Raw genomic sequence first — 23,479 nt, forward strand, 5'->3', positions numbered from 1 at the left:
AATCGCTCCCTCGGGCTTGACCCGAGGGCCATTCGCCGCTTGTGCCGAACTAAGAGAGGCCCTCGGGTCAAGCCCGAGGGAAGCGGTGGTGGGTGCGGGGAGCGCGGCAAAATACTCACCCGCCCACCGGGATGACCTCGTGGAGGGAATGGTCCCCAAATCCCACCCCGCCACAATCGCCTCCCTCGGCCATACGGTTCCGCTATTCGTAGCGATCGTGGCGGCGCAGCCAGTCCATTCCCTCGGCTTCGTTACGGCCTTTGGGCATGAGGTCGAGCATGGCGTAAGTGCCCATCATCACCTCGACGCCCCTCCCGAAGGTGGAATAGGTGCGAAAGACATCGCCGGCCTCATCCTTGTAAAAGGCCGTCAGGCCGGGCCATTCCTCGCCGGTCTCCTGCCATTCGCCGAAATTGTAGTCGATATGCCCGGTGGCGATTTCCTCGGGCGTGAAGCTGACCCGGAAATCGTAGTTGAAGCTATTGCCATTGGAGGACACCCAGCGGAACTGCCAGCCCATGCGGCGGCGATAGCGCTCGATCTCGGCAAGCGGCGCGCGCGAAACGGCGATCATCGTGACGTCGTGATGGGCCAGATGCAGGTTCATGCCGTCGGTGTGATCGGCCATGAAGGAACAGCTCGGGCAGCCCTGCTCCCAGCCCGGCGCCAGCATGAAATGCTGCACCAGAAGTTGCGAGCGGCCCTCGAAGAGATCGGCCAGTGAACGCGGCCCCTCCAGCGTGTCGAACACATAGTGTTTGTCCATGCGCGTCCAGGGCAAGGCGAGCCGCTGCTGGGCGATCTGGTCGCGATGATGGGTCAGTTCCTTCTCGGCTTGCAGCAGATCCCGGCGGGCGGAAAGCCAATCCTCGTGTGAAACAATGGTGTGTTGCATTTTCAGTCTCCTTCGGTTTGGGGGATGGGCGTGCCGCCCCGTTGCCAAATGGCGGACAGCAGCTTGAGCCACGGCGAGAGATGAAAGAGGCTCATCAACAGGTACATCAGTGCCATGTCGTTGATGGGCGCCATTGCGGAGATGGACGAGCAGATTGTCATGCCCGAGGGGCTGGTGGCGGAAATGCCGGCCATCACGGCCAGGATAGGGGTGGCGGCCAGCCCGAGCAGGCGGGCCGGATCGACTATCGGCCCGGGCTGCGAGCCCATTTCGCCTGTTGTGGCAAACGTCCTCATGTTTTGGCCCTTTCATCGCACTCGCCGTTTCCGGCTTTTGTGATGACAGCAGGCTATGCCGGGCGGCGGGCTGGGTGGGAGTTACAATCGTGACGGGATTTGTGCGGTAGTGCCGGGTGCCACCAACATGCAGTTTTTCTGATGGCTCGGAGCCCCATCCAGTCCCTTCCCTTGAGCGGAAGTTTATTTTGGGACGCCATGGTGATGAAGGGACCTGTGATCCCAACACCTCACCGCCGCCTCCCTCGGGCTCGACCCGAGGGCCTTTCTCAACCCGGCACAAGTGGCGAGTGGCCCTCGGGTCAAGCCCGAGGGAAGCGCGGTGAGGAGGAGAGGGAGCAGCAGGACGTGGAGCAACAGAAGCCGGAGCCCGAAGTCACCCGCAACGTCATTCCCGCGCAGGCGGGAATCCACTCTTCAAAACACCGCAACGCAAAAAGAGAATGGATTCCCGCCTGCGCGGGAATGACGCCGTGCATGAGGGAGCATCACTCCCTCCCATGCACCGGCGCGGTACCTCGGGAGGGAAACGAAAGTACCCTCCGCCATCAGACCAGGGCAAAATCGCTGCGCCCTCCGAACAGGCTGTGCGACATACGAACAAAGTGCGCAATGCGCCAAAAGTTGGGGTGTGGGGGGCTTTGAATTGTCATGCGGGGAGGCTAGAAGTCTTGAACCATTCCAAACTACAGCGGCCCCTCCCGCATGTCAGGACGGCCCAGGAAGACGCAATGACGGTTCGCTCCCGCCCCCTTTCCCCGCATCTGCAGATCTATCGCTTCACCATCACCATGGCGATGTCGATCATCCATCGCGCCACCGGCATAGCCAATTATGTGGGCACGGCGCTGCTGGTGCTGTGGCTCGCGGCCGCCGCCTGGGGCGCCGAGCCGCTCAATCTGGTCAATGCCATTTATGGCAGCTGGTTCGGGCAGCTAGTGCTGTTCGGATATACCTGGTCGCTGTTCCACCACATGCTGGGTGGCCTGCGCCACTTCGTCTGGGACTTTGCCGAGATGATGGAGCCGGGCCAGCGCGAGGCCATGGCCTGGGCGACGCTGGCGGCATCGATCGTGCTGACGCTGCTGGTCTGGACCGTTTTTGTGTGGGTGCGTTGAGATGCGTGAACAAGTGATCACCCGCGAGGTCATCGCCAATCCCAAGACCAAATATGGCAATGGGCCCGCTTCGACCCGCCATTTCATCACCCAGCGGCTGACCGGCGCGATCAATGTGCTGTTTGTGGGCCTCTTGGTCTTCATCGTGGTGCGGCTGGCGGGGCACGACCGGGCCGAGATGGTGGGGCTGATCGGCAATGGCTTTGTCGGCATTCCGTTGGCGGTGCTCTTGGCCATCGTGACCGTGCATATGCGCAATGGCATGCGCGATACGCTGGAAGACTATTTTTCCGGCCGTACCTACGGCCTCTACATGATGCTCAACACCATGTTCTGCCTCGCCGTCGGCCTTGTCGGCGTGGTTTCCATTCTCAAGCTCGTCTTCTGGGGTTAGTGCCTGATGGCTTCCACTTATGAACTCATCGACCACGAATTCGACGTGGTCGTGGTGGGCGCCGGCGGCGCAGGCCTCCGCGCGACGCTGGGCATGGCCGAGCAGGGTTTCAACACCGCCTGCATCACCAAGGTTTTCCCCACCCGCAGCCATACCGTCGCGGCGCAGGGCGGCATTGCCGCGTCCCTGCAGAATATGGGCCCCGACAGCTGGCAATGGCACATGTACGACACTGTCAAGGGGTCGGACTGGCTGGGCGATAATGACGCCATGGAATATCTGGCGCGCGAAGCTCCGGCCGCCATCTATGAGCTGGAACATTACGGCGTGCCGTTCAGCCGCACCGAGCAGGGCAAGATCTATCAGCGCCCCTTTGGCGGCCACATGACCGAATTCGGCGATGGCCCGCCGGTGCAGCGCACTTGCGCCGCCGCCGACCGCACGGGCCACGCGATCCTGCACACGCTGTACGGGCAGAGCCTGCGCAACAATGCGCAATTCTATATCGAATATTTCGCGCTCGACCTGATCATGGGCGAGAACGGGGAATGCCAGGGCGTGATCGCCTGGAAGCTCGATGACGGCACGCTGCATCGCTTCCGCGCCAAGCTGGTCGTGCTGGCGACCGGCGGCTATGGCCGCTCCTATTTCTCGGCCACCTCGGCCCATACCTGCACCGGCGACGGCAATGGCATGGTGGCGCGGGCGGGCTTGCCGCTCCAGGATATGGAATTCGTGCAATTCCACCCCACCGGCATTTATGGCGCGGGTGTCCTCATCACCGAGGGCGCGCGTGGCGAGGGCGGGTATCTGACCAATTCGGAAGGCGAGCGCTTCATGGAGCGCTATGCCCCCAATGCCAAGGACCTGGCATCGCGCGACGTGGTGAGCCGCTGCATGACGCTCGAAATCCGCGAGGGCAGGGGCGTCGGTCCCAACAAGGACCACATCTATCTCCACCTCGATCATCTCGACCCGAAAGTGCTGCATGAGCGGCTGCCGGGCATTACCGAGAGCGCCAAGATTTTCGCCGGCGTAGACCTCACCCGCGAGCCGATCCCGGTGCTGCCGACCGTGCACTACAATATGGGCGGCATTCCCGCCAATTATCATGGCGAAGTGCTTGATCCGACGGCGGACGATCCCAATCGCATCGTGCCCGGCCTGATGGCGGTGGGCGAGGCGGCCTGCGCTTCGGTGCATGGCGCCAATCGGCTGGGCTCCAATTCGCTGACCGACCTTGTGGTGTTCGGCCGCGCCGCCGCCATTCGCGCCGGCAAGGTGATCGATAAGTCGAGCCCCGTGCCCGGCATCAATGCTGCCGAGGACGCCAAAATCCTCGCCCGCTTCGATCGCCTCCGCAATGCCAATGGCAGCCAGCCCACGGCCAAGCTGCGCGATGAGATGCAGCGCACCATGCAGGCCGATGCCGCCGTGTTCCGCACCGACCAGTCGCTCAAGAACGGCGTCAAGGCGATGAGCGAAATCTATGCGCGCCTGCCCGAGGTGAAGGTCACCGACCGCTCGCTGATCTGGAATTCGGACCTGGTGGAAACGCTGGAGCTGGAAAACCTCATGACCTGCGCCATCGCCACGGTGGTCTCTGCCGAAGCCCGCCACGAAAGCCGCGGCGCCCATGCGCATGAGGATTTCCCCAATCGCGACGACCAGGAATGGCGCAAACACACGCTGGCCCGGGTCAATGTCGATACCGGGGCGGTCGCGCTCAGCTACCGGCCGGTGATCGTCGATCCGCTCACCCCGCAAAGCGAAGGCGGCATCGACCTCAAGAAAATCGCGCCCAAGGCACGTGTTTACTAATGAGCGATCCGGCCGGATATTCGGGCACACCCCTGGCGCAAAAGCTGGGGCTCAAGGATGGGCAGCGCGTGCTGTTTGTCGATCTGCCCGAGACTTTGGCCGAGCTGGCTTTGAGCCGGCAATTTGTCGAGGCCGGCCGCGTCGGTACCGATCGGCTGGGCGATGGGACCGGCTATGACGTGATCCATCTCTTCACCACTGCCCGGGCGGTGCTTGAGGCTCTGGCACGGCGGTTGATGGGCATGATCGCCCGCAATGGGATGATCTGGGTGAGCTGGCCGAAAAAGGCGGCTGGTATCGCCACCGATATCACCGAGGATGTGATCCGCTCCGTGGTGCTGCCGCTGGGGCTGGTGGATGTGAAGGTCTGCGCCGTCGATCAGACCTGGTCGGGGCTGAAACTGGTGATCCGGAAGGAATTGCGCTGATGCGTCTGGGACTGGCTTTGGTAGGTGTAATAGTTTTTGCGGCGCCGGCTTTTGCCGCCGCGCCCACGCCGGCGCAGAAGACCGAATTTTACCAGGTCTGCATGGGGATCGCGAGCGATGACACGCTGTGCTCCTGCAAGGCCGATGCGGCGATGAGCCTGATCGACGAGCGCTTCATGGGCGTGGTGATTGCCTCGATGAAGGGCGGCTCGCCCGCTGAAGGTGATTACGCGGCCTACAATACCTATGTCGCCAAGAGCAACCAGGTCTGCAAACCGAATTACTAGCCTTTGTTCGCGACACCGCGGACTGACCAAATTCAGTGCCGGTTGAGCGGCACTTAGGAAAGGACCAAAAATGGTCGAACTGATGCTCCCCAAGGCCGACCGGCCTCAGAAGGGCAAGACCTGGCCCAAGCCCGAGGGTGCCAAGCGCCTGCGCGAATATCACATCTATCGCTACGACCCCGACCAGAACGTCAATCCGCGCATCGATACCTATTTCGTCAATCTGGACGATTGCGGCCCGATGATCCTGGATGGCCTGCTCTGGATCAAGAACAAGGTCGATCCCACCCTGACGCTGCGGCGGAGCTGCCGCGAGGGCATTTGCGGCTCGTGCTCGATGAATATCAACGGGCTCAATACCCTGGCCTGTACCAAGGGCATGGACGACTCGACCGGCCCGATCAAGATCTATCCGCTGCCGCATATGCCGGTGGTCAAGGACCTGGTGCCCGACCTCACCAATTTCTATGCCCAGCACCGCGCCATCGAGCCCTGGCTCAAGACCACCTCGCCCACGCCCGAAAAGGAATGGACGCAATCGGTGCCCGAGCGCGCCAAGCTCGACGGGCTCTATGAATGTATCCTGTGCGCCTGCTGCTCCACCTCGTGCCCGTCCTATTGGTGGAATGGCGAAAAATATCTGGGGCCGGCCGCCTTGCTGCAGGCCTATCGCTGGCTGATCGATTCACGTGACGAGAGCACGCAGGAGCGGCTCGACGACCTCGAAGACCCCTTCAAGCTCTATCGCTGCCACACCATCATGAACTGCGCCAAGGTCTGCCCCAAGGGGCTCAACCCGGCCAAGGCCATTGCCCAGATCAAGAAGATGATGGTGGAGCGCAAGGTCGCGGCGTAGTTTTTGCGTTTTTGGTTTGAACAAGCCCGCGGGGATGACCTCGCGGGCTTTTTGTTTGGCGGTTGCCTCTTCCCTCATTCTACCACCGCGCCATCCCATCGATGGGGAGGGGCGGGCTGGTGCTTATTTCACCCACGGCGTCATTCCCGCGCAGGCGGGAATCCACTCTCAAAAATTCCATCACAACGAAAGAATGGATTCCCGCCTGCGCGGGAATGACTTTGTGAGGAGGATAGCGAAGGAGTGATTTCGAGTTCGGACGTTGGAGCTGGACACTTGCTCGTGCCCCCCATCTCTCCCAACCACCGCGCCTCCCTCGGGCTTGACCCGAGGGCCAGTCTCAACCCGGCAGGTGCGGCGAGTGGTCCCCGGGTCGAGCCCGAGGAAGGCGATCGTGTGGAGGATAGCCCGAAGCGTCGGAACGATCATCCGGACGTCGAAAGCCCCGATGCCCGAAGGCCAAAACAAAAAACGGCGGAGCTTTCGCCCCGCCGCCTGAAATCAAATCCGCAAAAACCTACAGCCCGTCGTCTTCCTTCAGGACAATGGTGCCGGCCTCGAAGGCGGCCTTGCAGTCATTGGCGTCGTGGTCCCTATCGCTTTCGAGCAGGGTGATGGCTGCGCCCGGGCCTTCGAAGCGCGGGTCGTCGCATTGGTCATCATCGGCATAGCTCGAGCTATTGTCGCCGAACTCGATATGGCTGCTGTCATAGGGCGCGCCGGCGGCATAGCTGGGCTGGTAGACCTCGCGGATCTGCACCTTGCCTTCGGCTTCCAGCGCCTTGCAATCGGTGGCGTCGGCCATCTGGTCTTCGTAAAGCAGCTTTTTGTTGGTGCCTTCGCCGGCAAAGCGGGGGTCGTCGCATTCCCCGTCATTGGCCCATTTGGACGTGTCATAGCCATAGTCGAATTCGGTGGGCGCCGAACTCGTATTGCTGGCGGCGGTGCCATCGGGGTCGAAGGTCACGGTGCCGGCCTCATAGGCGGCGCGGCAGTCGGTGGCGTCGTGGGCGATATCCTCGTCCAGCATTTCGGAAGCGGCGCCCGGGCCCGAGAAGCGCGGATCGTCACACTCGTCATCCTTGGCCCATTCGCTGGTGTCGTCGCCAAAGTCGATATCGGAAATGTCGACGGCGGTCGCGGCCGCGCCGGTATCTCCGGTAAAGGTCACGGTGCCGGCCTCATAGGCGGCCTTGCAGTCGGTGGCGTCCTTGGCGATATCGGCGTCGAGCAGTTCGGCGGCGCTGCCGGTGCCCGAAAAGCGCGGATCGTCGCATTCCCCGTCATTGGCCCATTCGCTCGAATCATCGCCGAAGTTGATGTCGCCAGTGGTGGTGACTGTCGCCGGAGTGTCCGAAGCGCCGTCCACCAGGGTCACGGTGCCGGCTTCAAAGGCGGCGCGGCAATCGGTGGCATCCTTGCGGATGTCTTCGTCGAGCAGTTCATCGGCGCTGCCTTCACCCGAGAAGCGCGGGTCGTCACATTCCCCGTCATTGGCCCATTCGCTCGAATCATCGCCGAANGCATTCGCCATCATTGGCCCATTCGCTGCTGTCATCGCCGAAATCGATATCGGCGGCCGAGGCGGGAGGGGCAATGTCGACGGTCGTGGCGCCGTCCTCGACCAGGGTTACGGTGCCGGCTTCATAGGCGGCACGGCAATCGGTGGCATCCTTGCGGATGTCCTCGTCGAGCAATTCATCGGCGCTGCCTTCGCCCGAGAAGCGCGGGTCGTCACATTCCCCGTCATTGGCCCATTCGCTCGAATCATCGCCGAAGTCGATGTCGCCGGCCGTGGTGGTGAGAGTGCTCGGTCCCGTCTTATTGTCGATTTTCTGGGCAAAGGCTGGTGCGGCAAGCCCTGCCGCCAGAATCAGCCCCAATGTGGTTGCGCCCAGCAACCGCTTATATGCTTGCATCGGTTGTCCCTTTCCGAAGGTGTCGCCGCAGTGGTGGCTGCACAATATAGCGGCTTTGCGGCAGCCGACAGAGTTTTAGTCCTTGCGATTGCGGGCCCGGCGTTCAGCTCTTGTGAACAATACCGAACCCAACAGCACCAGGGCGGTGCCGATGGCATGGAAAAAGGTGAAGGGTTCGGACAGGACGATGACGGCGATGACAATGGTGACGACCGGCCCGAAGGCGGCGGTGGACGAGGTGGCCCGCGCCCCGATGCGTGCCATGCCGGCATTCATCAGGAATGAGGGCAGCACGGTGCCCAATACGCCCAGCGCCAGCCCGTAGCTCCAGATCTGGGGCGAAAGCGTCAGATAGCTTTGCGGACCGGCAATGACCAGGTTCTGGGCAATCGCACAGATGGCGGCGGTCGACATGGCGATACAGGTGAAAAGCGCCGAGCCCAGCTTGAGCATCTGCCGCTTGGCCAGGTGCTGGTAGAGCGCAAAGGTGATGGCCGAGCCCAGCACCAGCATGGTGCCGATCACCAGGCCATCCGGGTTGACGGCCAGGTTCCAGCCGAAAATCACCAGCAGCCCGCCATAGGAGACCAGCATGGAGGGCACCACGCCCCAGGCCATGCGGTCGCCGAAGAACCAGACGCCGAACAGCACGACGAAAAAGGGATAGGTGAACAGTACCAGCCGCTCATATTGGGCGCTGACGAAGTTCAGCCCCAGGAAATCGAGATAGCTCGAGACATAATAGCCCAAAATTCCCACCGCCATGCTGGCAATGATGGTTGCCGGGGTCAGCAGGCCTGCCGGCTTATCCCCGCGGCGCAGAATGGTGAGCAAAATGACCAGATAGACCGGCAAGGCGACGATCATGCGCAGGCTGAGCAGCATCTCTGTCGAGACGCCCTGGCCATAGGCCAGCTTGATGAAAATGCCCTTGGTGGAAAACAGGATCGCCCCGGCAACGGCGAAGGCATAGCCGATGGGGTCGCTGGCGGTTTCTGTGGGGGCGGCGGAGGCGGGGGTGGACATGAGGCGGTTCCTGAGGAGCCCGCCTGCCAGATCACCAGAGCGCCTGAAAGGCGGGCCGGTGAGACGAAGGGCTTGACGTCAGCGCTCGTTCCGGTCCCGTGGGGAGCCAGAAAGCCAAAGAGCAAGGAGAATGGTGGCGGGCGCGTGCATATCCGTTTCGTACTGCCCGGCGTGAGCGCTGGCAAGGCGGCTTTGGCGATAACCGTTCGGCACGAAATGCGCCGCCGATGCTAACAGTCTGTGCACAAATCAGCCCCTGGGATGGGCCTTGCGATAACTTTCGAGGAGGCGCTCGGTATCGACGGCGGTATAGATCTGGGTGGTGGAAAGGCTGGCATGGCCGAGCAGTTCCTGGATGGCGCGCAGATCGCCGCCACGGCCCAATAAATGCGTTGCAAAAGAATGCCTTAGCGCATGCGGCGTAGCCGAAGGCGGCAGGCCCAGCGCGCCGCGCAGCTGGGCGACGCGCAGCTGAATCAGCCGGGGCGACAGCACCCCGCCCTTTACCCCCCGGAACAGGGGCTCCTCGGGCCAGGATTTGAACGGACAAAGCTCGACATAAAGCTCGATCGCCTTGCGCACCGCCTCGATCAGCGGCACCATCCGCACCTTGCCGCCCTTGCCGGTCACACGCAGCGTTGTCGATTCGAGATCGGCCCGGGTCAGCGCCAAAGCCTCGGCAATACGGAGCCCGGCGCCATAACACAGCGAGAGCACGGCCATGTCGCGGGCGGCGACCCAGGGGCGTTCCTCCATCTCTTCGGTGGTCGAAATGGTGCGGCGCGCCTCGCTCACCGTCAGCGCCTTGGGCAGGGATTTGGGCTGTTTTGGCGTACGGATGACATTGAGCGCCTCGGTGGCGAGCACACCCTCGCGCTCGAGAAAGCGGAAGAAGCTCTTGAGCGCCGAGAGCACCCGGGCCAGCGAGCGCGAGCCCAGGCTTTCATTGCGCCGCTGGGCCATGAAGGCCCGGATATCGGCGCCTCGCAGGTCCTTGAGCACGGCCAGCGTCACCGTGCCGCCGGCATGGCCGGCGAGAAATTGCAGGAATTGATCGAGGTCGCGGCCATAGGCCGTCAGCGTATTGCCGGCCAGCCGGCGGACCGAGCCCAGCTCGCGCTGCCAGGCGCCGATCTGGGCGCGGATGAAATCGTCGGTGGCAAAGGCTGAATCGACCATGGCGCAAGTTTAGCGCCGGCCGGTTAGAAAAGCGTAGCAATTGGGGAGGTGAGGGAACCTGGGAGGTCCTGCATGGGAAGGTCCCCTCACCCCGGGGCTGCGCCGACCTCTCAGATGGGAGAGGTGAGGACTCAGCGGCAGCGTGGGGTAAAATCGGGCCATTGGCTGGGCGGCAGGCCCAGGTCGGCATAGAGGCGCGGTGGCAGTTCCTGCACCCGTTTCTGGCGCTGCAAAGCCGATTGCAGCAATTGATAGAGGCTGGCCCGCTTGGCAATGGCGACGACATCATCGGCCAGGGGCACGCGATCGATCATCTCAGTCATGACATCCTCCTGTGCTTGGAAAAACATCCTGCACCCAACCCCTGACAGGGCCTGTCAGCAGTCGGCGGGAGCAGCAGAATCACTTGCGCTGGCCGCGCCGGGATGCGAACAGAACAGGCACAAATGGAGACACGTCCAGACATTGTCGCCGTGATGGTGGGGGTGGCCGTCGAGGGCCCCTATAGCTATCGCGTGCCCGCCCATATGAGCGTCACGCGCGGCTCGATCGTGGCTGTGCCGCTGGGGCCGCGGCTGACGCTTGGCGTGGTCTGGGGGCCGCCCAAGGACATGGTGGCGCATAATCGGCTGCGCGATATCGCCATGGTCTATGACGTGCCCCCGCTCAGCGAGGAATTGCTCAAGCTGGTCGAATGGGTAGCGCGCTATACGCTGGCGGCGCCCGGCCAGGTATTGCGCGCCGTGCTGCGCTCGACCGAAGCGCTCGATACGCCCAAGCCAATCGTGGCTTTCCGGCGCACCGGGCTTGAGCCGGAGAAGCTGACGCCGGCCCGGTTACGGGTGCTCGATGCCTTGATGGACGATATGGCCTGGCCCAAGGCGGCACTGGTCGGGTCCACCGGCGTTTCGACTTCGGTGATCGAGGGGCTGGAGCGAGCCGGGGCCATCGAACGGCTGGAAATGCCGCCGCCGCCCATCGTGCTACCGCCCGATCCGGAAGCGACGGCCACGGTACTCAACCCCGAACAGCAGGCAGCGCTTGACCAGATCGTGGCGCTCGATGCCGGGCGGTTCGGCGTCGCCCTGCTCGACGGCGTCACCGGGGGTGGCAAGACCGAGGTGTTTTTCGAGGCGGTGGCCGATACCTTGCGGGCCGGGCGGCAGGCGCTGATCCTGCTGCCGGAAATTGCGCTGACCCACACATTTTTGGACCGCTTCACCAGGCGCTTCGGCACGCGCCCGGCCGAGTGGCATTCGGATATGACGCCGGTGCAGCGGGCTAAGGTATGGCGCGGCGTGCTCGAGGGCAGTGTGCGGGCGGTGGTTGGGGCGCGCTCGGCGCTGTTCCTGCCGTTTCGCGAGCTGGGCATGCTAGTGCTCGATGAAGAGCATGACGGCGCTTATAAGCAATCGGACGGGGTCAATTACCATGCCCGCGACATGGCCATTGTGCGGGCGCATCTGGCTGAGGCGCGGGTGGTGCTGAGTTCGGCCACGCCGTCGGTCGAAACGCGCAATAATGCCAATGTCGGCCGCTATGCCCATGTGCTGCTGACCTCGCGCTTTGCTGAAGCGGCCATGCCCAACATTACCGCTATCGACATGCGGATCGACGGGCCGGAAAAGGGGCAGTGGATCGCGCCAGTGCTGGCGCGCGAAGTGTTTGCGGCGCTGGACCGGGGCGAGCAGGCGCTGCTGTTCCTCAACCGGCGCGGCTATGCTCCGCTGACGCTGTGCCGCGCTTGCGGGCATCAATATCAATGTCCCGATTGCTCGGCCTGGATGGTGGAGCATCGCTTCCGGGGCGTGCTGATGTGCCACCATTGCGGGCATGAAATGCGCACCCCCAAGACCTGCAGCGCCTGTGGCGAGGAAGATACGCTGATCGCGGTGGGGCCGGGGATCGAGCGGGTGGCCGAAGAGGCGGCGGCGCGCTTCCCCGATGCGCGGCGGGTGATTCTCTCCTCCGATATGGGCTCCAATGCACAACTGCGCGAGCGCTTCGCCGAGATCGAGCGGGGCGAATATGACCTGATCATCGGCACCCAGCTGGTCAGCAAGGGCCACCATTTTGAAAAGCTCTCGGTGGTTGGCGTGCTCGATGCCGATCTGGGGTTGGCGCACGGCGATCCGCGCGCGGCGGAGCGGACCTATCAGATTTTGACTCAGGTGGCCGGGCGGGCCGGGCGGGCCTCCAAGACGGGCAAGGCGTTCCTCCAGACCTATCACCCCGATCATCCGGTGATGCGGGCCATGGTGACGGGTGATCGGGAGGCTTTTTACGCCCATGAGCTGATGGCGCGCGAGGCCGGTGGGCTGCCGCCATTCGGGCGGCTGGCGGCACTGATCGTCTCGGCCAATGAGCACGACACGGCAATGGGCTTCGCCAAGCGGCTGCTGTCGGCTGCCCCCATGGCAGAGGGGGTAAAACTCTTCGGCCCGGCCGATGCACCCGTCGCCATTATCCGCGGCCGGCATCGCGTGCGGCTGCTGGCTCAGTCGGGCAAGGATTTCGATCTCTCCGGCTATGTGCGGTTCTGGCTCAATTCGGCGGAGAAGGTGACGGGGAATCTACGGGTCCAGGTGGATATCGACCCGATGAGCTTTATGTAATTTTTGTATATACGAAAATTGACGAGACGCGTTCAGACGACTACATTGAGGGGGCTCGATGGATTTCGAATGGGACGAGACCAAGAACGCAACGAACAAGGCCAAGCATGGGGTGGGCTTCGAGATCGCCAGAGCGTTTCTGTGGGACGAAGCGATAATCGAGACCGACAGCCGCAGAGATTATGGTGAGGAGCGGTTCATCGCTCGCGGCCCTGCCTCGGATGGTTTGCGGTACCATATTGCTTTCACCATGCGCGGCGACACAGTGCGCCTCATCACGATGAGGCGGTTCAGCAGAAGGGACTATCTACGCTATGGTCGATGATCCGAAGTCCAATAACAGATTGCCAGACGACGACAGCTTCTATGGTGTTCCTGATGAGGATACCCCCGAGCTGACCGAGGAGGCTATGCGGCGCTCCATCCCGGCAAAGCAGTTCTTTGCCGAGCGCGGTCTGCCTATGCCTGGCCGTCCCAAATCGGAAGCGCCCAAGGTCTCGGTCAGTTTGCGGCTGGACCCCGAGGTTGTGGATGGATTCAAGGCCGGCGGTCCGGGCTGGCAGACGCGGATGAATGCGGTTTTGGCGCAGAGTCTGAAGGACCAGAAGAAGTCGGCTTAGTCAGCTGCCGACACGGCCGCGGTGAACTTGCCGTGGAACGTTGTACCCTGCGACATTTTCGCCGCCTTTGAATCTCCCCGCCAAGCCTTGCGTGGCGCTTGGGCCTTGTGCTAGAGCCAGCGCGACTTTAAAGGGGTCTCCGGACGGCTCCTTTTCCAGACAAGAACAAGCGTCAACGACCGCCCGGTTTCTTCCACGAAATGGGGCAGATCGTCAGGCGGGCAACCAAGAGGGTGAAGCGGCATTGGCAGCGCAGGATTCAGTGCTTACCCAGATCGCGCGGCCATATGCGTCGGCGTTGTTCGACCTCGCCCAGAGCGAGAATCAATTGGCATCGGTCGAGACGTCGCTGTCCGACGTTTCCCGGCTGATCGGGGAAAGCCAGGACTTTTCCCGCTTTTTGCGATCCCCCGTCATTTCCGGCGATAGCAAGGCCCATGCGCTCGACGCGCTGCTGGCCAAGGCCAAGACCAATAGTCTTGTCGCCAATTTCCTGCGGCTCGTTGCCAAGAATGGCCGGCTGTTTGCGCTCGATGCGATCATCGTGGGGTTCCGCGAGCTGGCCGCTGCGGCGCGCGGAGAGGTTTCGGCCGATGTGACTTCGGCGGCGCCGCTGACCGCCGCGCAGGTCAAGTCGCTGGCCGCAACGCTCAAGGCCAAGCTGGGCAAGACCGTTACGCTCAACCAGTTCGTCGATGCCTCGCTGATCGGTGGCCTTCAGGTGAAGGTCGGATCGCAGATGATCGACTCTTCCCTCAAGACGAAATTGACCGCGATGAAGATCGCCATGAAAGAGGTCGGATAAATGGACATCAAAGCCGCGGAAATCTCTGCGATCCTCAAGGACCAGATCAAGAATTTCGGCCAGGAAGCCCAGGTTTCCGAAGTCGGCCAGGTGCTGAGCGTCGGCGACGGTATCGCTCGCGTCTATGGCCTGGACAATGTGCAGGCCGGCGAGCTCGTCGAGTTCCCGGGCGGCGTCAAGGGCATGGCTCTCAACCTCGAAGCCGACAATGTCGGCGTCGTGATCTTCGGCAATGACCGCGCCATCAAGGAAGGCGATGTCGTCAAGCGCACCGGCGCGATCGTGGATACCCCCGTTGGCCGTGGCCTGCTCGGCCGCGTTGTCGACGGTCTGGGCAATCCGATCGACGGCAAGGGCCCGATCGAGCATACCGAGCGCCGCCGCGTCGACGTCAAGGCTCCGGGCATCCTGCCGCGCAAGTCGGTGCATGAGCCGATGTCGACGGGCCTCAAGGCCATTGACGCGCTGATCCCGATCGGCCGCGGCCAGCGCGAGCTGATCATCGGCGACCGCCAGACCGGCAAGTCGGCCATCATTCTGGACACTTTCCTCAACCAGAAGCCGGCCCATGACACCAATGCGTCGGACACCGACAAGCTCTATTGCATCTATGTCGCTGTCGGCCAGAAGCGTTCCACAGTCGCCCAGTTCGTGCGTCAGCTCGAAGAATCGGGTGCGCTGCCCTATTCCATCGTGATCGCCGCGACTGCGTCCGATCCGGCACCGCTGCAGTATATCGCCCCGTTCACCGGCTGCGCCATTGGCGAGTGGTTCCGTGACAATGGCCAGCATGCCGTGATCGCCTATGACGATCTGACCAAGCAGGCCGTCGCCTACCGTCAGATGTCGCTGCTGCTGCGCCGTCCGCCGGGCCGCGAAGCCTATCCGGGCGACGTGTTCTACCTCCACAGCCGCCTGCTCGAACGCGCCGCCAAGATGAACGAGGATCACGGTTCGGGCTCGCTGACCGCGCTGCCGGTTATCGAAACCCAGGCTAATGACGTGTCGGCCTATATTCCGACCAATGTGATCTCGATCACCGATGGCCAGATCTTCCTTGAAACCAACCTGTTCTTCCAGGGTATCCGCCCGGCCGTGAACGTCGGTCTGTCGGTGAGCCGCGTGGGCGGTTCGGCCCAGATCAAGGCGATGAAGCAGGTTGCCGGCTCGCTCAAGGGCGAACTCAGCCAGTATCGCGAAATGGCCGCCTTCGCTCAGTTCGGTTCCGATCTTGACGCTGCAACCCAGCGCCTGCTGAACCGTGGCGCGCGCCTCACCGAATTGCTGAAGCAACCCCAGTTCTCCCCGCTCAAGACGGAAGAACAGGTTGCGGTGATCTTTGCCGGCGCCAATGGGTATCTCGATAGCATCGCGGTCAACAAGGTTGCCGATTTCGAGAAGACCGTCCTGGGCGCACTGCGCGGCAAATATGCCGACATTCTCAAGACGATCGCGACCGAGAAGGCGCTGAGCGACGATACCCGTGCCAAGCTCAAGTCGGCTCTGGACGAGATCAAGAAGACCTACGCGGCTTAAGTAAGTTTGTCTGGCGCGTGACCGGCTTGCCGGTCGCGCTTCAAGGCCCAAGGAGACGATAGGCAGATGCCGTCGCTAAAGGACCTCAAGAACCGGATCGATTCGGTCAAATCGACGCAAAAGATCACCAAGGCCATGCAGATGGTCGCGGCGGCCAAACTGCGCCGTGCGCAGGACGCTGCCGAGGCCGCGCGCCCCTATGCCGAACGCATGGGCAAGGTGCTGGCGAGCCTGGCATCGGTCTATGAAGGCCAGACCGGGGCTCCGGTCCTGCTGGCCGGCACGGGCAAGGACCAGGTGCATCTGCTGATTGTGGCGACCGGCGAGCGTGGCCTGGCGGGCGGTTTCAATTCGTCCATCGCCCGGCTGGCGCGCGATCATGCCGCCAAGCTGCTTGCCGAGGGCAAGACGGTCAAGATCCTGACCGTCGGCCGCAAGGGCAATGACATTCTCAAGCGTCAATATCCCGACAATATCATCGAGACGGTCAGCTTCCGCGACGTCAAGAATGTCGGTTTTGCCCAGGCGGCGCAGATTTCGGAAAAGGTGCAGGCCCTGTTTGCGGCCGGCGAGTTCGACGTGGCGACGCTGTTCTTTGCCAAGTTCAACTCGGTGATCAGCCAGGTGCCGACGGCGCTGCAGATCATCCCGGCCAAAATCGAAAAGCCCGAAGGTGAAGGCCATGTGGCCGCGTCCACTGTGCCCTATGAATACGAGCCGAGCGAAGAGGCGATCGTGGAAGACCTGCTGCCGCGCAATATCAGCGTGCAGATTTTCCGCGCCCTGCTCGAAAACGGCGCCTCGTTCTACGGCGCGCAGATGTCCGCGATGGACAATGCGACAAGGAACGCCGGCGAAATGATCGGCAAGCTGCAGCTGAGCTATAACCGCCAGCGCCAGGCCCAGATCACCAAAGAACTCATCGAAATCATTTCGGGCGCGGAAGCGCTCTAAGCAATCCAGCGAAGGACGAAGCAAATGGCAGAGAAAAAGGCCGGCCGCGTATCGCAGATCATCGGCGCCGTCGTGGACGTCACGTTCGACGGTCATTTGCCCGCGATTCTGAACGCACTCGAAACCACCAATAATGGCCAGCGCCTCGTGCTGGAAGTGGCCCAGCACCTGGGCGAAAATGCCGTGCGTGCCATTGCCATGGACACCACCGAAGGCCTGGTGCGCGGTGCTGAAGTCACCGATACCGGCGCTGCCATCTCGGTGCCGGTGGGTGAAGCCACCCTGGGCCGCATCATGAACGTCATCGGCGAGCCGATCGACGAAGCCGGCCCGATCGGGGAAACCGAAAAGCGCGAAATCCACCAGGACGCTCCCTCCTTTGCCGAGCAGTCCCCGGAAAGCCAGGTGCTGGTCACCGGCATCAAGGTCGTCGATCTGATCGGGCCCTATGCTCGTGGCGGCAAGATCGGCCTGATGGGCGGCGCCGGCGTGGGCAAGACCGTGCTGATCCAGGAATTGATCAACAACGTCGCCAAGGCGCATGGTGGTTATTCGGTGTTTGCGGGCGTGGGTGAACGCACCCGCGAAGGCAATGACCTTTACCACGAAATGATCGAATCGGGCGTGAACAAGGACCCGGCCGAGCATGGTGGTTCGGCCGCGGGCTCCAAGTGTGCCCTGGTGTTCGGCCAGATGAACGAGCCCCCGGGGGCGCGTGCCCGCGTGGCGCTGACCGGCCTGACCGTCGCCGAGAACTTCCGCGACCAGGGCCAGGACGTGCTGTTCTTCGTGGACAACATTTTCCGCTTCACCCAGGCCGGCGCCGAAATGTCGGCTCTGCTGGGCCGCATTCCTTCGGCCGTGGGCTATCAGCCGACGCTGGCGACCGATATGGGCGCGATGCAGGAACGCATCACCACGACCAACAAGGGCTCGATTACCTCGGTGCAGGCCGTGTACGTGCCCGCCGACGATTTGACCGACCCGGCGCCGGCGACCTCGTTCGCCCACTTCGACGCCGTGACCGTGCTGAACCGCGCTATCTCGGAAAAGGGCATCTACCCGGCCGTGGATCCGCTGGCCTCCAACTCGCGTATCCTTGATCCGCTGGTGGTTGGCGACGAGCATTATCAGGTGGCCCGCCGCGTGCAGGAGATCCTGCAGAAGTACAAGGCGCTGCAGGACATCATCGCCATCCTGGGCATGGACGAGCTTTCCGAAGAGGACAAGCTCACCGTGGCCCGCGCCCGCAAGATCGAACGCTTCATGAGCCAGCCTTTCGACGTGGCTGAAGTGTTCACCGGTTCGCCCGGCGTGTTCGTACAGCTCGAAGACACCATTAAGGGCTTCAAGGGCCTGGTGAATGGCGAGTACGACCACCTGCCCGAAGCTGCCTTCTATATGGTCGGCACCATCGAAGATGCCGTCAAGAAGGCGCAGAAGCTGGCTGCCCAGGCCGCCTGATTTTGTCATCTGGGCTCGTCGTCCGCGACGGGCCCGCTGCCAAGCCCAGTAATGGGTTCGCTCCGCTAAGGGACCAAAAAAATGGCTGAAGGCCTCAAGATCGAGATCGTGTCGCCCGAGCGGCTGGTGCTGTCGGAAGTCGTGACCTCGGTTACCGTTCCGGGCACGGAGGGGTATTTTACCGTGATGTTCGATCACGCCCCGTTCATGACGACGCTGCGGCTGGGTTTCATCACCGTGACCGGGCTGGACGGCAAGGCGCATGTCTATTTCGTGCGCGGCGGCTTTGCCGATGTGTCGACTGAGGGTCTGACGATCCTCGCCGAAGAAGCCTCCCCGTTCCACGAATTCGACGAGGGCGATCTGCAGGCCGAAATCAAGGCGGCCGAGGAAGAACTCGCCCGCGCCCAGACGCCGGATGACAAGTCCTATGCCCAGGTTCTGGTCAGTGGCCTGTTGAACCTGGCGATCGAAGCCGGCCAGATCAACGGCACGCATATCCACTAGGTTTTCGCCATTTCTGGCATCTGACGGCCGCTTCCCGTGGGAGGCGGCCGTTTTGTTTTGGCCTGCGCCAGCGCTGCCCAAACTATAGGCAACGCCTTGATCTGCATTGAAATTTAGGCGCATTTAAACCGGCATTAACGAAATGCACCCACTCTCTGCCCTATCGTTCCAGGATGGGGCGGGATTTGGGGGCAATCATGGGTAATGTTCTGGGCCATTTGCGGCTGACCTTTGCCATTGCTGCAATGGCAATCGGCTCCATCGCCATTGCCGTTCTGGCCGTGCTGGTTGGTCTGTTCATCAGCCTTTCCAATACTGCCAGCGAGGACGCGGCCAAACAGGTGGCCAGTGCGACCCGCATCAGCGCGGCCATATTGCAAGTCAACCTACCGAGCCTAGAAGTCGTGAGCGATGAGAGCGGCAATGTCGCCGGGCTCGTCATGCGGTCCATGCCGCGGTTCCGCACCAATGACGTTATCGATACGATTGCGCAGGTGACCGGGCAGGACGTGGCGGTCTATGTCTACAATACCGAAGCGAGCCCGGATTTCGTGGTTGGGACAACGAGCCTGGCGCGCGCCGATGGCGAGCGCCTGGCCGATATGCCGATCTCCGCCGGAACGCCGCTCTTTACCTCCATGCTGGCCAACCAGGCGGTGCGGAGCGAGGGGACAATCGAGGGCCGGGCCTATTTCCTTTTGCATCAGCCTATCGCCACGGCCGATGGCACCATTATCGGCGCGCTGATGGTTGGGATCGACCGGGCGCCGATCGAGGCTGTGGTCGGGCGCTCGCTCACCATGCTGCTGGCGGTTGGCGGTGGTGTGCTGCTGGTTATCGGCGCGTTGGCATTGCTGCTGTCGCGGCAATTGACCCGGCCGATTCCGCGGCTCTCGGCGGTGATGAACGCTATTGCCGATGGCGATCTGCATGTCGACGTGCCCTACCGGGACCGCCGCAACGAGATCGGGGCCATGGCCAAGGCCGTCGAAGTGTTCCGCAGCAATGGGCAGCGGGTCGCCGAGCTGGGCGCGGAAACCAATCGGCATCTGGCGGAGGCTGCCGATCACACCGGCCAACTCAATGCCATTTCGATGTCGCAGCTGGTGGTGGAATTCTCCCTTACGGGCGAGGTTCTCGCGGCCAATCAGAACTTTCTCGATCTCGTTGGCTATAGGCAGGAAGGCGTGCTGGGCCAGCCCAATGCCCTGTTCCTGTTCAATGTCGATCCGGGGGCTGCCAGCTATCGCCAGTTTTGGCTTGATCTGGCGGCAGGACAGTTCAAGGCGGGTGAATATCGCCGCCGCACGTCCGAGGGGCGTGAGGTGTGGATCCAGAGCACGTTCAACCCGATTCTGGGCCTTGATGGCGTGCCCTACAAGATCGTCCAGTTCGCCACCGATGTCACGGCGCGCAAGCGCGCGGTGGCGGCAATTGGCGAGGGGCTGGAACAATTGGCCGGGGGCGACCTGACGGCCAGCATCGATACCCCATTCGAGCCGCAATTCGAAGACCTGCGTCATGCGCTCAATGGCACGGTATCGCGTTTTGCCGATGTGGTGGGGCAGTTGCAGCAGACCTCGCGCGCGCTGCGGCTGGCGACCGGGGAAATCCTGTCGGGCGCCAACGATCTTTCCGAGCGCACCACGCGGCAGGCGGCGACTATCGAGCAGACGGCAGCGGCCATGGAAACATTGGCTGGCACCGTGGCGGGCAATGCGCAAATGGCCCGAGATGCGGCGGGCAAGGCGCGGGCCGTGGCCCTGAGCGCGGCCGAGAGCGGAACGGTGATGAGCAACGCTAATGCCGCCATGGAGCGGATTACGCAATCCTCGGCCAAGATCTCCAACATTATCGGGATGATCGACGATATTGCCTTCCAGACCAATCTTTTGGCGCTCAATGCCTCGGTGGAGGCAGCGCGGGCCGGGGACGCGGGCAAGGGCTTTGCCGTGGTGGCGGTCGAAGTGCGGCGGCTGGCGCAATCGGCCGCCAGCGCTTCGGCGGAGGTCAAGGCTCTGGTCGAGCAATCAGCCGGCGAGGTCAAAGGCGGATCGGGGCTGGTCTCGGATGCCGCCACGCGCCTGGTGGCGATGCTGGAAGCGGTGCGGGCCAATAGCGATCTGGTGGAAGCCATTGCCCGGGCAAGCGGGGAACAGGCCGCCGCCATCGAGGAAGTTTCGACCGCTGTACGGACGCTCGATGAGATGACCCAGCACAATGCGGCGCTGGTCGAGGAGATCAATGCCGCGATCGAGCAGACCGAAGCGCAGGCGCAGGGTGTCGATGGGCTGGTGGACGTGTTCGTGCTGGATAAGCCAGCGGAAGCGGGGCGGCGGGCGGCGTGAGGCGATGCTGGCTTAGCCCAGAGCCGCGCTGACCAGGGCCTTGGCGTGCAGGTCGGTGGTGTCGAAGACCGGCAGCGGGCTGACGGAATCATCGATCAGCATGCCGATCTCGGTGCAGCCCAGGATGACGGCTTCGGCGCCACGGGCCGCGAGGCGCTCGATGGCGGTGATGTAGATGCGGCGGGATTCTTCGCGCACGATGCCCCGGCACAATTCCTCGTAGATAATGCCGTTGAGATTGGTGCGCTCGACCTCGGGGATGAGCGAGGTGATGCCGCGCTCGGTCAGGCGGTCGCGGTAGAAGCCCATTTCCATGGTGAAGCGGGTGCCCAAGAGGCCGACACTGGAAAAGCCATCGGCCAATAGGGCATCGCTGGTCGGATCGGCGATATGGATGAAGGGGACCGACAAGTCCCTGGTGATGGCTTCGGCGACCACATGCATGGTGTTGGTCGCAAGCCCGATCAGCCCGGCGCCGGCGCGTTCGAGGCCCTTGGCGATGTCAGCCAATTGCCGGCCGGCCTCATCCCAGTTTCCGGCCGTCTGCATTTCGGCAATATCGGCGAAATCCACCGAATGCACGATCAGCGGCGCCGAATGCAGGCCGCCCAGGCGAGCGGCGGTTTCCTGGTTGAGCACGCGGTAATAGTGGGCGGTGGATTCCCAGCTCATGCCGCCGATAAGGCCGATAGTTTTCATGCCGCCAGCCTATGTGTGGGTAAAGCGCTGCGGAATATCGGCAAAGGCGGCCACGACCTTGTCATAGGCGTCCTTCTTGAAGGGGACGATCAGGCCGGGGGTGCGCGTGAGCTTTTCCCAGCGCCAGGCGTCGAATTCGGCGTGGAACTTACCGCCGCCGGGATTGTCGACGTCGATTTCGCTGTCCTGGCCGGTAAAGGCGAAGGCGAACCAGCGCTGACGCTGGCCGCGATATTTGCCCTTGAGCGCAATGCCAAGCGCTTCATCGGGCAGGTCGTAGTAAATCCATTCGGGCGCTTCGGCGAGCAGGCTTACCGCCGTGATATTGGTTTCTTCGTGCAATTCGCGCAGAGCGGCGCGCAGCGGGTCCTCGCCCTTGTCGATGCCACCCTGCGGCATTTGCCAGGGCGCATTGTGCTCAGAGGTATCCTCGGGATCGTCCTCCGGCTTGCGGCGACCGATGAAGACATTGCCCTCACGGTTGAAGACGGCGATGCCGACACAATCGCGATAGGGCATGGATTGGCGGTCTGGGGCCTTGGTCATCACATCTACTCTGCTTGTTTCATCAGGGCGCTGGCGGGAACCAGAACGAGCCCTTTGCTTTCAAGAGCGGCCGCCCATTCGGCGACGGCCGCTACCGATATGGGTAGGGCGCTGACAATACCGATTGCCTGACCGTTCTCCACCGCCTTGGCCTCAAGGCTGGTAAGCGCTGCGAGAATGGATTGCTGGGAGGGATTGGCATCGATCATGGCGTCGACGCGGGAAAACGGCACCTTGTTTCCGGCCGCCAGCTGCGGCGCCACGGAGCGGTTGGAGGAGCCATCGTCGACATAGCCCAGGCCCCGCGCGCCCAATTCTTCCATGATGGGAGAAAAATCGGCGGCCGAAGCGGTAAAGCGTGCGCCCATATTGTTGATGATGCCGGCATAGCCGCCGAAGCGGGCCATCAGCCAGAACAGCTTATCGAGGTTGGAACGGGGCGTTTCCCCGGTCAGCAGGGTCTGTGGGCCGGGATCGTTTTGCGGATAGTCGAAGGGTTCGAGTGGGATTTCCAGCAGGACCTCGTGGCCGCTGCTGCGGGCGGCCGCCACGGTATTGGCGAGCGTCTTGCCATAGGGGGCAAAGGCCAGGGTGATATCGGGGGGCAGGCGCTCGATGGCGTCGAGCGAGCCTTGCTCGTTGATGCCCAGCCCGCTGACAATGATGGCGAGTTTGGGCAGGCCGGCAGGGGCGGTGCTGGGGCGGGAATAGGTGGCGAAGGGGGTGCGGCCATCGGCGGCAATGCGCGGAATGGCGCCTTCGGCGGTTTCCTCGCTGAGATCGGCCAGGGCGCCGAAAGCATCGGGCTGGCTTGCAGCGGGGACGGTATCGGCGCCGATCGTCGTGATCGAGCCGCCGGCCGGATATTGCTGGGGATCGGCCGTGATGGTGGCGGGGCCGCTTGCCACGACATTGGCCAGTTCGTTGGCATTGCGTGTCGAGGTGATCGCCACTTCCTGGCTCGGCCGGCCGCCATTGGGGTCGTTGGCCAGAACCAGGCGCAAGACCAGGCCAAGCCCGAGCAGCGCGATGATGGCAAAGAGGATGCGCGCCAATGGAAAGCCGCGGCCGGCTTCCCCGGGTTTGCGTTTGCGGCCGGTCAGCGGCGTGCTGAGATCATTGGCCATCGAAAGGGGTCCGTATGAATAAGCAAGGGGCGGGACGAC

The 23,479-nt window shown here is 62.8% G+C and carries 23 protein-coding genes; 15 read left to right on the forward strand and 8 right to left on the reverse strand.

Going from position 1 to position 23,479, the window contains the following annotated elements; translation table 11 throughout:
• Positions 1 to 202 precede the first annotated feature (202 nt).
• Positions 203 to 895 carry a DUF899 domain-containing protein gene (locus tag QQL79_RS17350; protein WP_284392993.1) on the reverse strand — a complete coding sequence of 231 codons (693 nt, stop codon included), beginning with the start codon at positions 893 to 895 and terminating at the stop codon, positions 203 to 205.
• A gap of 2 nt (positions 896 to 897) precedes the next feature.
• Entirely contained in the window at positions 898 to 1,191 is a 294-nt protein-coding gene (locus QQL79_RS17355; protein WP_284392995.1) for a hypothetical protein, read from the reverse strand.
• Positions 1,192 to 1,922: 731 nt separating this feature from the next.
• On the opposite strand from QQL79_RS17355, the gene sdhC reads away from it, so the two are divergent.
• The 6 genes from sdhC (at position 1,923) to QQL79_RS17385 (ending at position 6,095) form a co-directional block, all read left to right on the forward strand.
• Positions 1,923 to 2,309, forward strand: coding sequence for a succinate dehydrogenase, cytochrome b556 subunit (gene sdhC / locus QQL79_RS17360; protein ID WP_284392996.1), 387 nt, complete (start codon positions 1,923 to 1,925; stop codon positions 2,307 to 2,309).
• A 1-nt stretch (position 2,310) separates the two neighbouring features.
• Positions 2,311 to 2,703: a succinate dehydrogenase, hydrophobic membrane anchor protein gene (sdhD, locus tag QQL79_RS17365; RefSeq protein ID WP_284392998.1), complete on the forward strand. Its 393-nt coding sequence runs from the start codon at positions 2,311 to 2,313 to the stop codon at positions 2,701 to 2,703.
• A gap of 6 nt (positions 2,704 to 2,709) precedes the next feature.
• Positions 2,710 to 4,524, forward strand: a complete 1,815-nt coding sequence (sdhA, locus tag QQL79_RS17370; RefSeq protein WP_284392999.1) for a succinate dehydrogenase flavoprotein subunit — start codon at positions 2,710 to 2,712, stop codon at positions 4,522 to 4,524.
• Positions 4,524 to 4,952 (forward strand): DUF3052 domain-containing protein, encoded by a 429-nt coding sequence (locus tag QQL79_RS17375; protein WP_284393001.1) that lies wholly within the window; start codon positions 4,524 to 4,526, stop codon positions 4,950 to 4,952. Before sdhA ends, QQL79_RS17375 begins: the two co-directional genes overlap by 1 nt.
• Positions 4,952 to 5,239, forward strand: coding sequence for a hypothetical protein (locus QQL79_RS17380; protein WP_284393003.1), 288 nt, complete (start codon positions 4,952 to 4,954; stop codon positions 5,237 to 5,239). The genes QQL79_RS17375 and QQL79_RS17380 overlap by 1 nt, the downstream gene beginning before the upstream one ends.
• Positions 5,240 to 5,309: 70 nt before the next feature.
• Positions 5,310 to 6,095, forward strand: coding sequence for a succinate dehydrogenase iron-sulfur subunit (locus tag QQL79_RS17385; protein WP_284393005.1), 786 nt, complete (start codon positions 5,310 to 5,312; stop codon positions 6,093 to 6,095).
• Positions 6,096 to 8,089: 1,994 nt separating this feature from the next.
• Here the strand turns inward: QQL79_RS17385 and QQL79_RS17390 are convergent.
• The 3 genes from QQL79_RS17390 to QQL79_RS17400 form a co-directional block, all read right to left on the reverse strand.
• Complete coding sequence (locus QQL79_RS17390; RefSeq protein ID WP_284393006.1) at positions 8,090 to 9,040, reverse strand: DMT family transporter; 951 nt, start codon at positions 9,038 to 9,040, stop codon at positions 8,090 to 8,092.
• A 249-nt stretch (positions 9,041 to 9,289) separates the two neighbouring features.
• Complete coding sequence (locus tag QQL79_RS17395) at positions 9,290 to 10,219, reverse strand: tyrosine recombinase XerC (RefSeq protein WP_284393008.1); 930 nt, start codon at positions 10,217 to 10,219, stop codon at positions 9,290 to 9,292.
• A 131-nt stretch (positions 10,220 to 10,350) separates the two neighbouring features.
• Positions 10,351 to 10,542, reverse strand: coding sequence for a hypothetical protein (locus QQL79_RS17400; protein ID WP_284393009.1), 192 nt, complete (start codon positions 10,540 to 10,542; stop codon positions 10,351 to 10,353).
• A 123-nt stretch (positions 10,543 to 10,665) separates the two neighbouring features.
• Here QQL79_RS17400 and QQL79_RS17405 point away from each other — a divergent pair, with 123 nt between their 5' ends.
• The 9 genes from QQL79_RS17405 (at position 10,666) to QQL79_RS17445 (ending at position 21,068) form a co-directional block, all read left to right on the forward strand.
• On the forward strand, positions 10,666 to 12,834 hold the full coding sequence (locus QQL79_RS17405; RefSeq protein ID WP_284393010.1) for a primosomal protein N': 2,169 nt from the start codon (positions 10,666 to 10,668) through the stop codon (positions 12,832 to 12,834).
• Between the two features lie 58 nt (positions 12,835 to 12,892).
• Positions 12,893 to 13,159 carry a BrnT family toxin gene (locus QQL79_RS17410; protein ID WP_284393012.1) on the forward strand — a complete coding sequence of 89 codons (267 nt, stop codon included), beginning with the start codon at positions 12,893 to 12,895 and terminating at the stop codon, positions 13,157 to 13,159.
• Positions 13,149 to 13,454: a BrnA antitoxin family protein gene (locus QQL79_RS17415; RefSeq protein ID WP_284393013.1), complete on the forward strand. Its 306-nt coding sequence runs from the start codon at positions 13,149 to 13,151 to the stop codon at positions 13,452 to 13,454. Before QQL79_RS17410 ends, QQL79_RS17415 begins: the two co-directional genes overlap by 11 nt.
• Before the next feature lie 244 nt (positions 13,455 to 13,698).
• Complete coding sequence (locus tag QQL79_RS17420; RefSeq protein ID WP_284393015.1) at positions 13,699 to 14,259, forward strand: F0F1 ATP synthase subunit delta; 561 nt, start codon at positions 13,699 to 13,701, stop codon at positions 14,257 to 14,259.
• Positions 14,260 to 15,795: a F0F1 ATP synthase subunit alpha gene (gene atpA / locus QQL79_RS17425; RefSeq protein ID WP_284393017.1), complete on the forward strand. Its 1,536-nt coding sequence runs from the start codon at positions 14,260 to 14,262 to the stop codon at positions 15,793 to 15,795.
• Positions 15,796 to 15,861: 66 nt separating this feature from the next.
• Complete coding sequence (locus QQL79_RS17430) at positions 15,862 to 16,749, forward strand: F0F1 ATP synthase subunit gamma (RefSeq protein ID WP_284393019.1); 888 nt, start codon at positions 15,862 to 15,864, stop codon at positions 16,747 to 16,749.
• A 24-nt stretch (positions 16,750 to 16,773) separates the two neighbouring features.
• A complete protein-coding gene (gene atpD, locus QQL79_RS17435; RefSeq protein ID WP_284393021.1) occupies positions 16,774 to 18,213 on the forward strand; it encodes a F0F1 ATP synthase subunit beta in 1,440 nt (479 codons plus the stop codon).
• A gap of 81 nt (positions 18,214 to 18,294) precedes the next feature.
• A complete protein-coding gene (locus QQL79_RS17440) occupies positions 18,295 to 18,720 on the forward strand; it encodes a F0F1 ATP synthase subunit epsilon (RefSeq protein WP_284393022.1) in 426 nt (141 codons plus the stop codon).
• Positions 18,721 to 18,917: 197 nt separating this feature from the next.
• The gene (locus QQL79_RS17445) at positions 18,918 to 21,068 is read left to right on the forward strand and encodes a methyl-accepting chemotaxis protein (protein ID WP_284393024.1); all 2,151 of its coding nucleotides are present in this window, start codon (positions 18,918 to 18,920) and stop codon (positions 21,066 to 21,068) included.
• 12 nt (positions 21,069 to 21,080) lie between these two features.
• On the opposite strand, the gene QQL79_RS17450 is transcribed toward QQL79_RS17445, so the two are convergent.
• The 3 genes from QQL79_RS17450 to QQL79_RS17460 are packed head-to-tail and all read right to left on the reverse strand — an operon-like array spanning position 21,081 to position 23,440.
• Positions 21,081 to 21,767 (reverse strand): aspartate/glutamate racemase family protein, encoded by a 687-nt coding sequence (locus QQL79_RS17450; protein WP_284393026.1) that lies wholly within the window; start codon positions 21,765 to 21,767, stop codon positions 21,081 to 21,083.
• A gap of 9 nt (positions 21,768 to 21,776) precedes the next feature.
• Positions 21,777 to 22,313, reverse strand: coding sequence for an RNA pyrophosphohydrolase (locus tag QQL79_RS17455; protein WP_284393028.1), 537 nt, complete (start codon positions 22,311 to 22,313; stop codon positions 21,777 to 21,779).
• Positions 22,314 to 22,318: 5 nt separating this feature from the next.
• Positions 22,319 to 23,440 carry a divergent polysaccharide deacetylase family protein gene (locus QQL79_RS17460; RefSeq protein WP_284393030.1) on the reverse strand — a complete coding sequence of 374 codons (1,122 nt, stop codon included), beginning with the start codon at positions 23,438 to 23,440 and terminating at the stop codon, positions 22,319 to 22,321.
• Positions 23,441 to 23,479: the final 39 nt, after the last annotated feature.

This window comes from Devosia yakushimensis, assembly GCF_030159855.1.
GTDB classification, from domain to species: domain Bacteria; phylum Pseudomonadota; class Alphaproteobacteria; order Rhizobiales; family Devosiaceae; genus Devosia; species Devosia yakushimensis.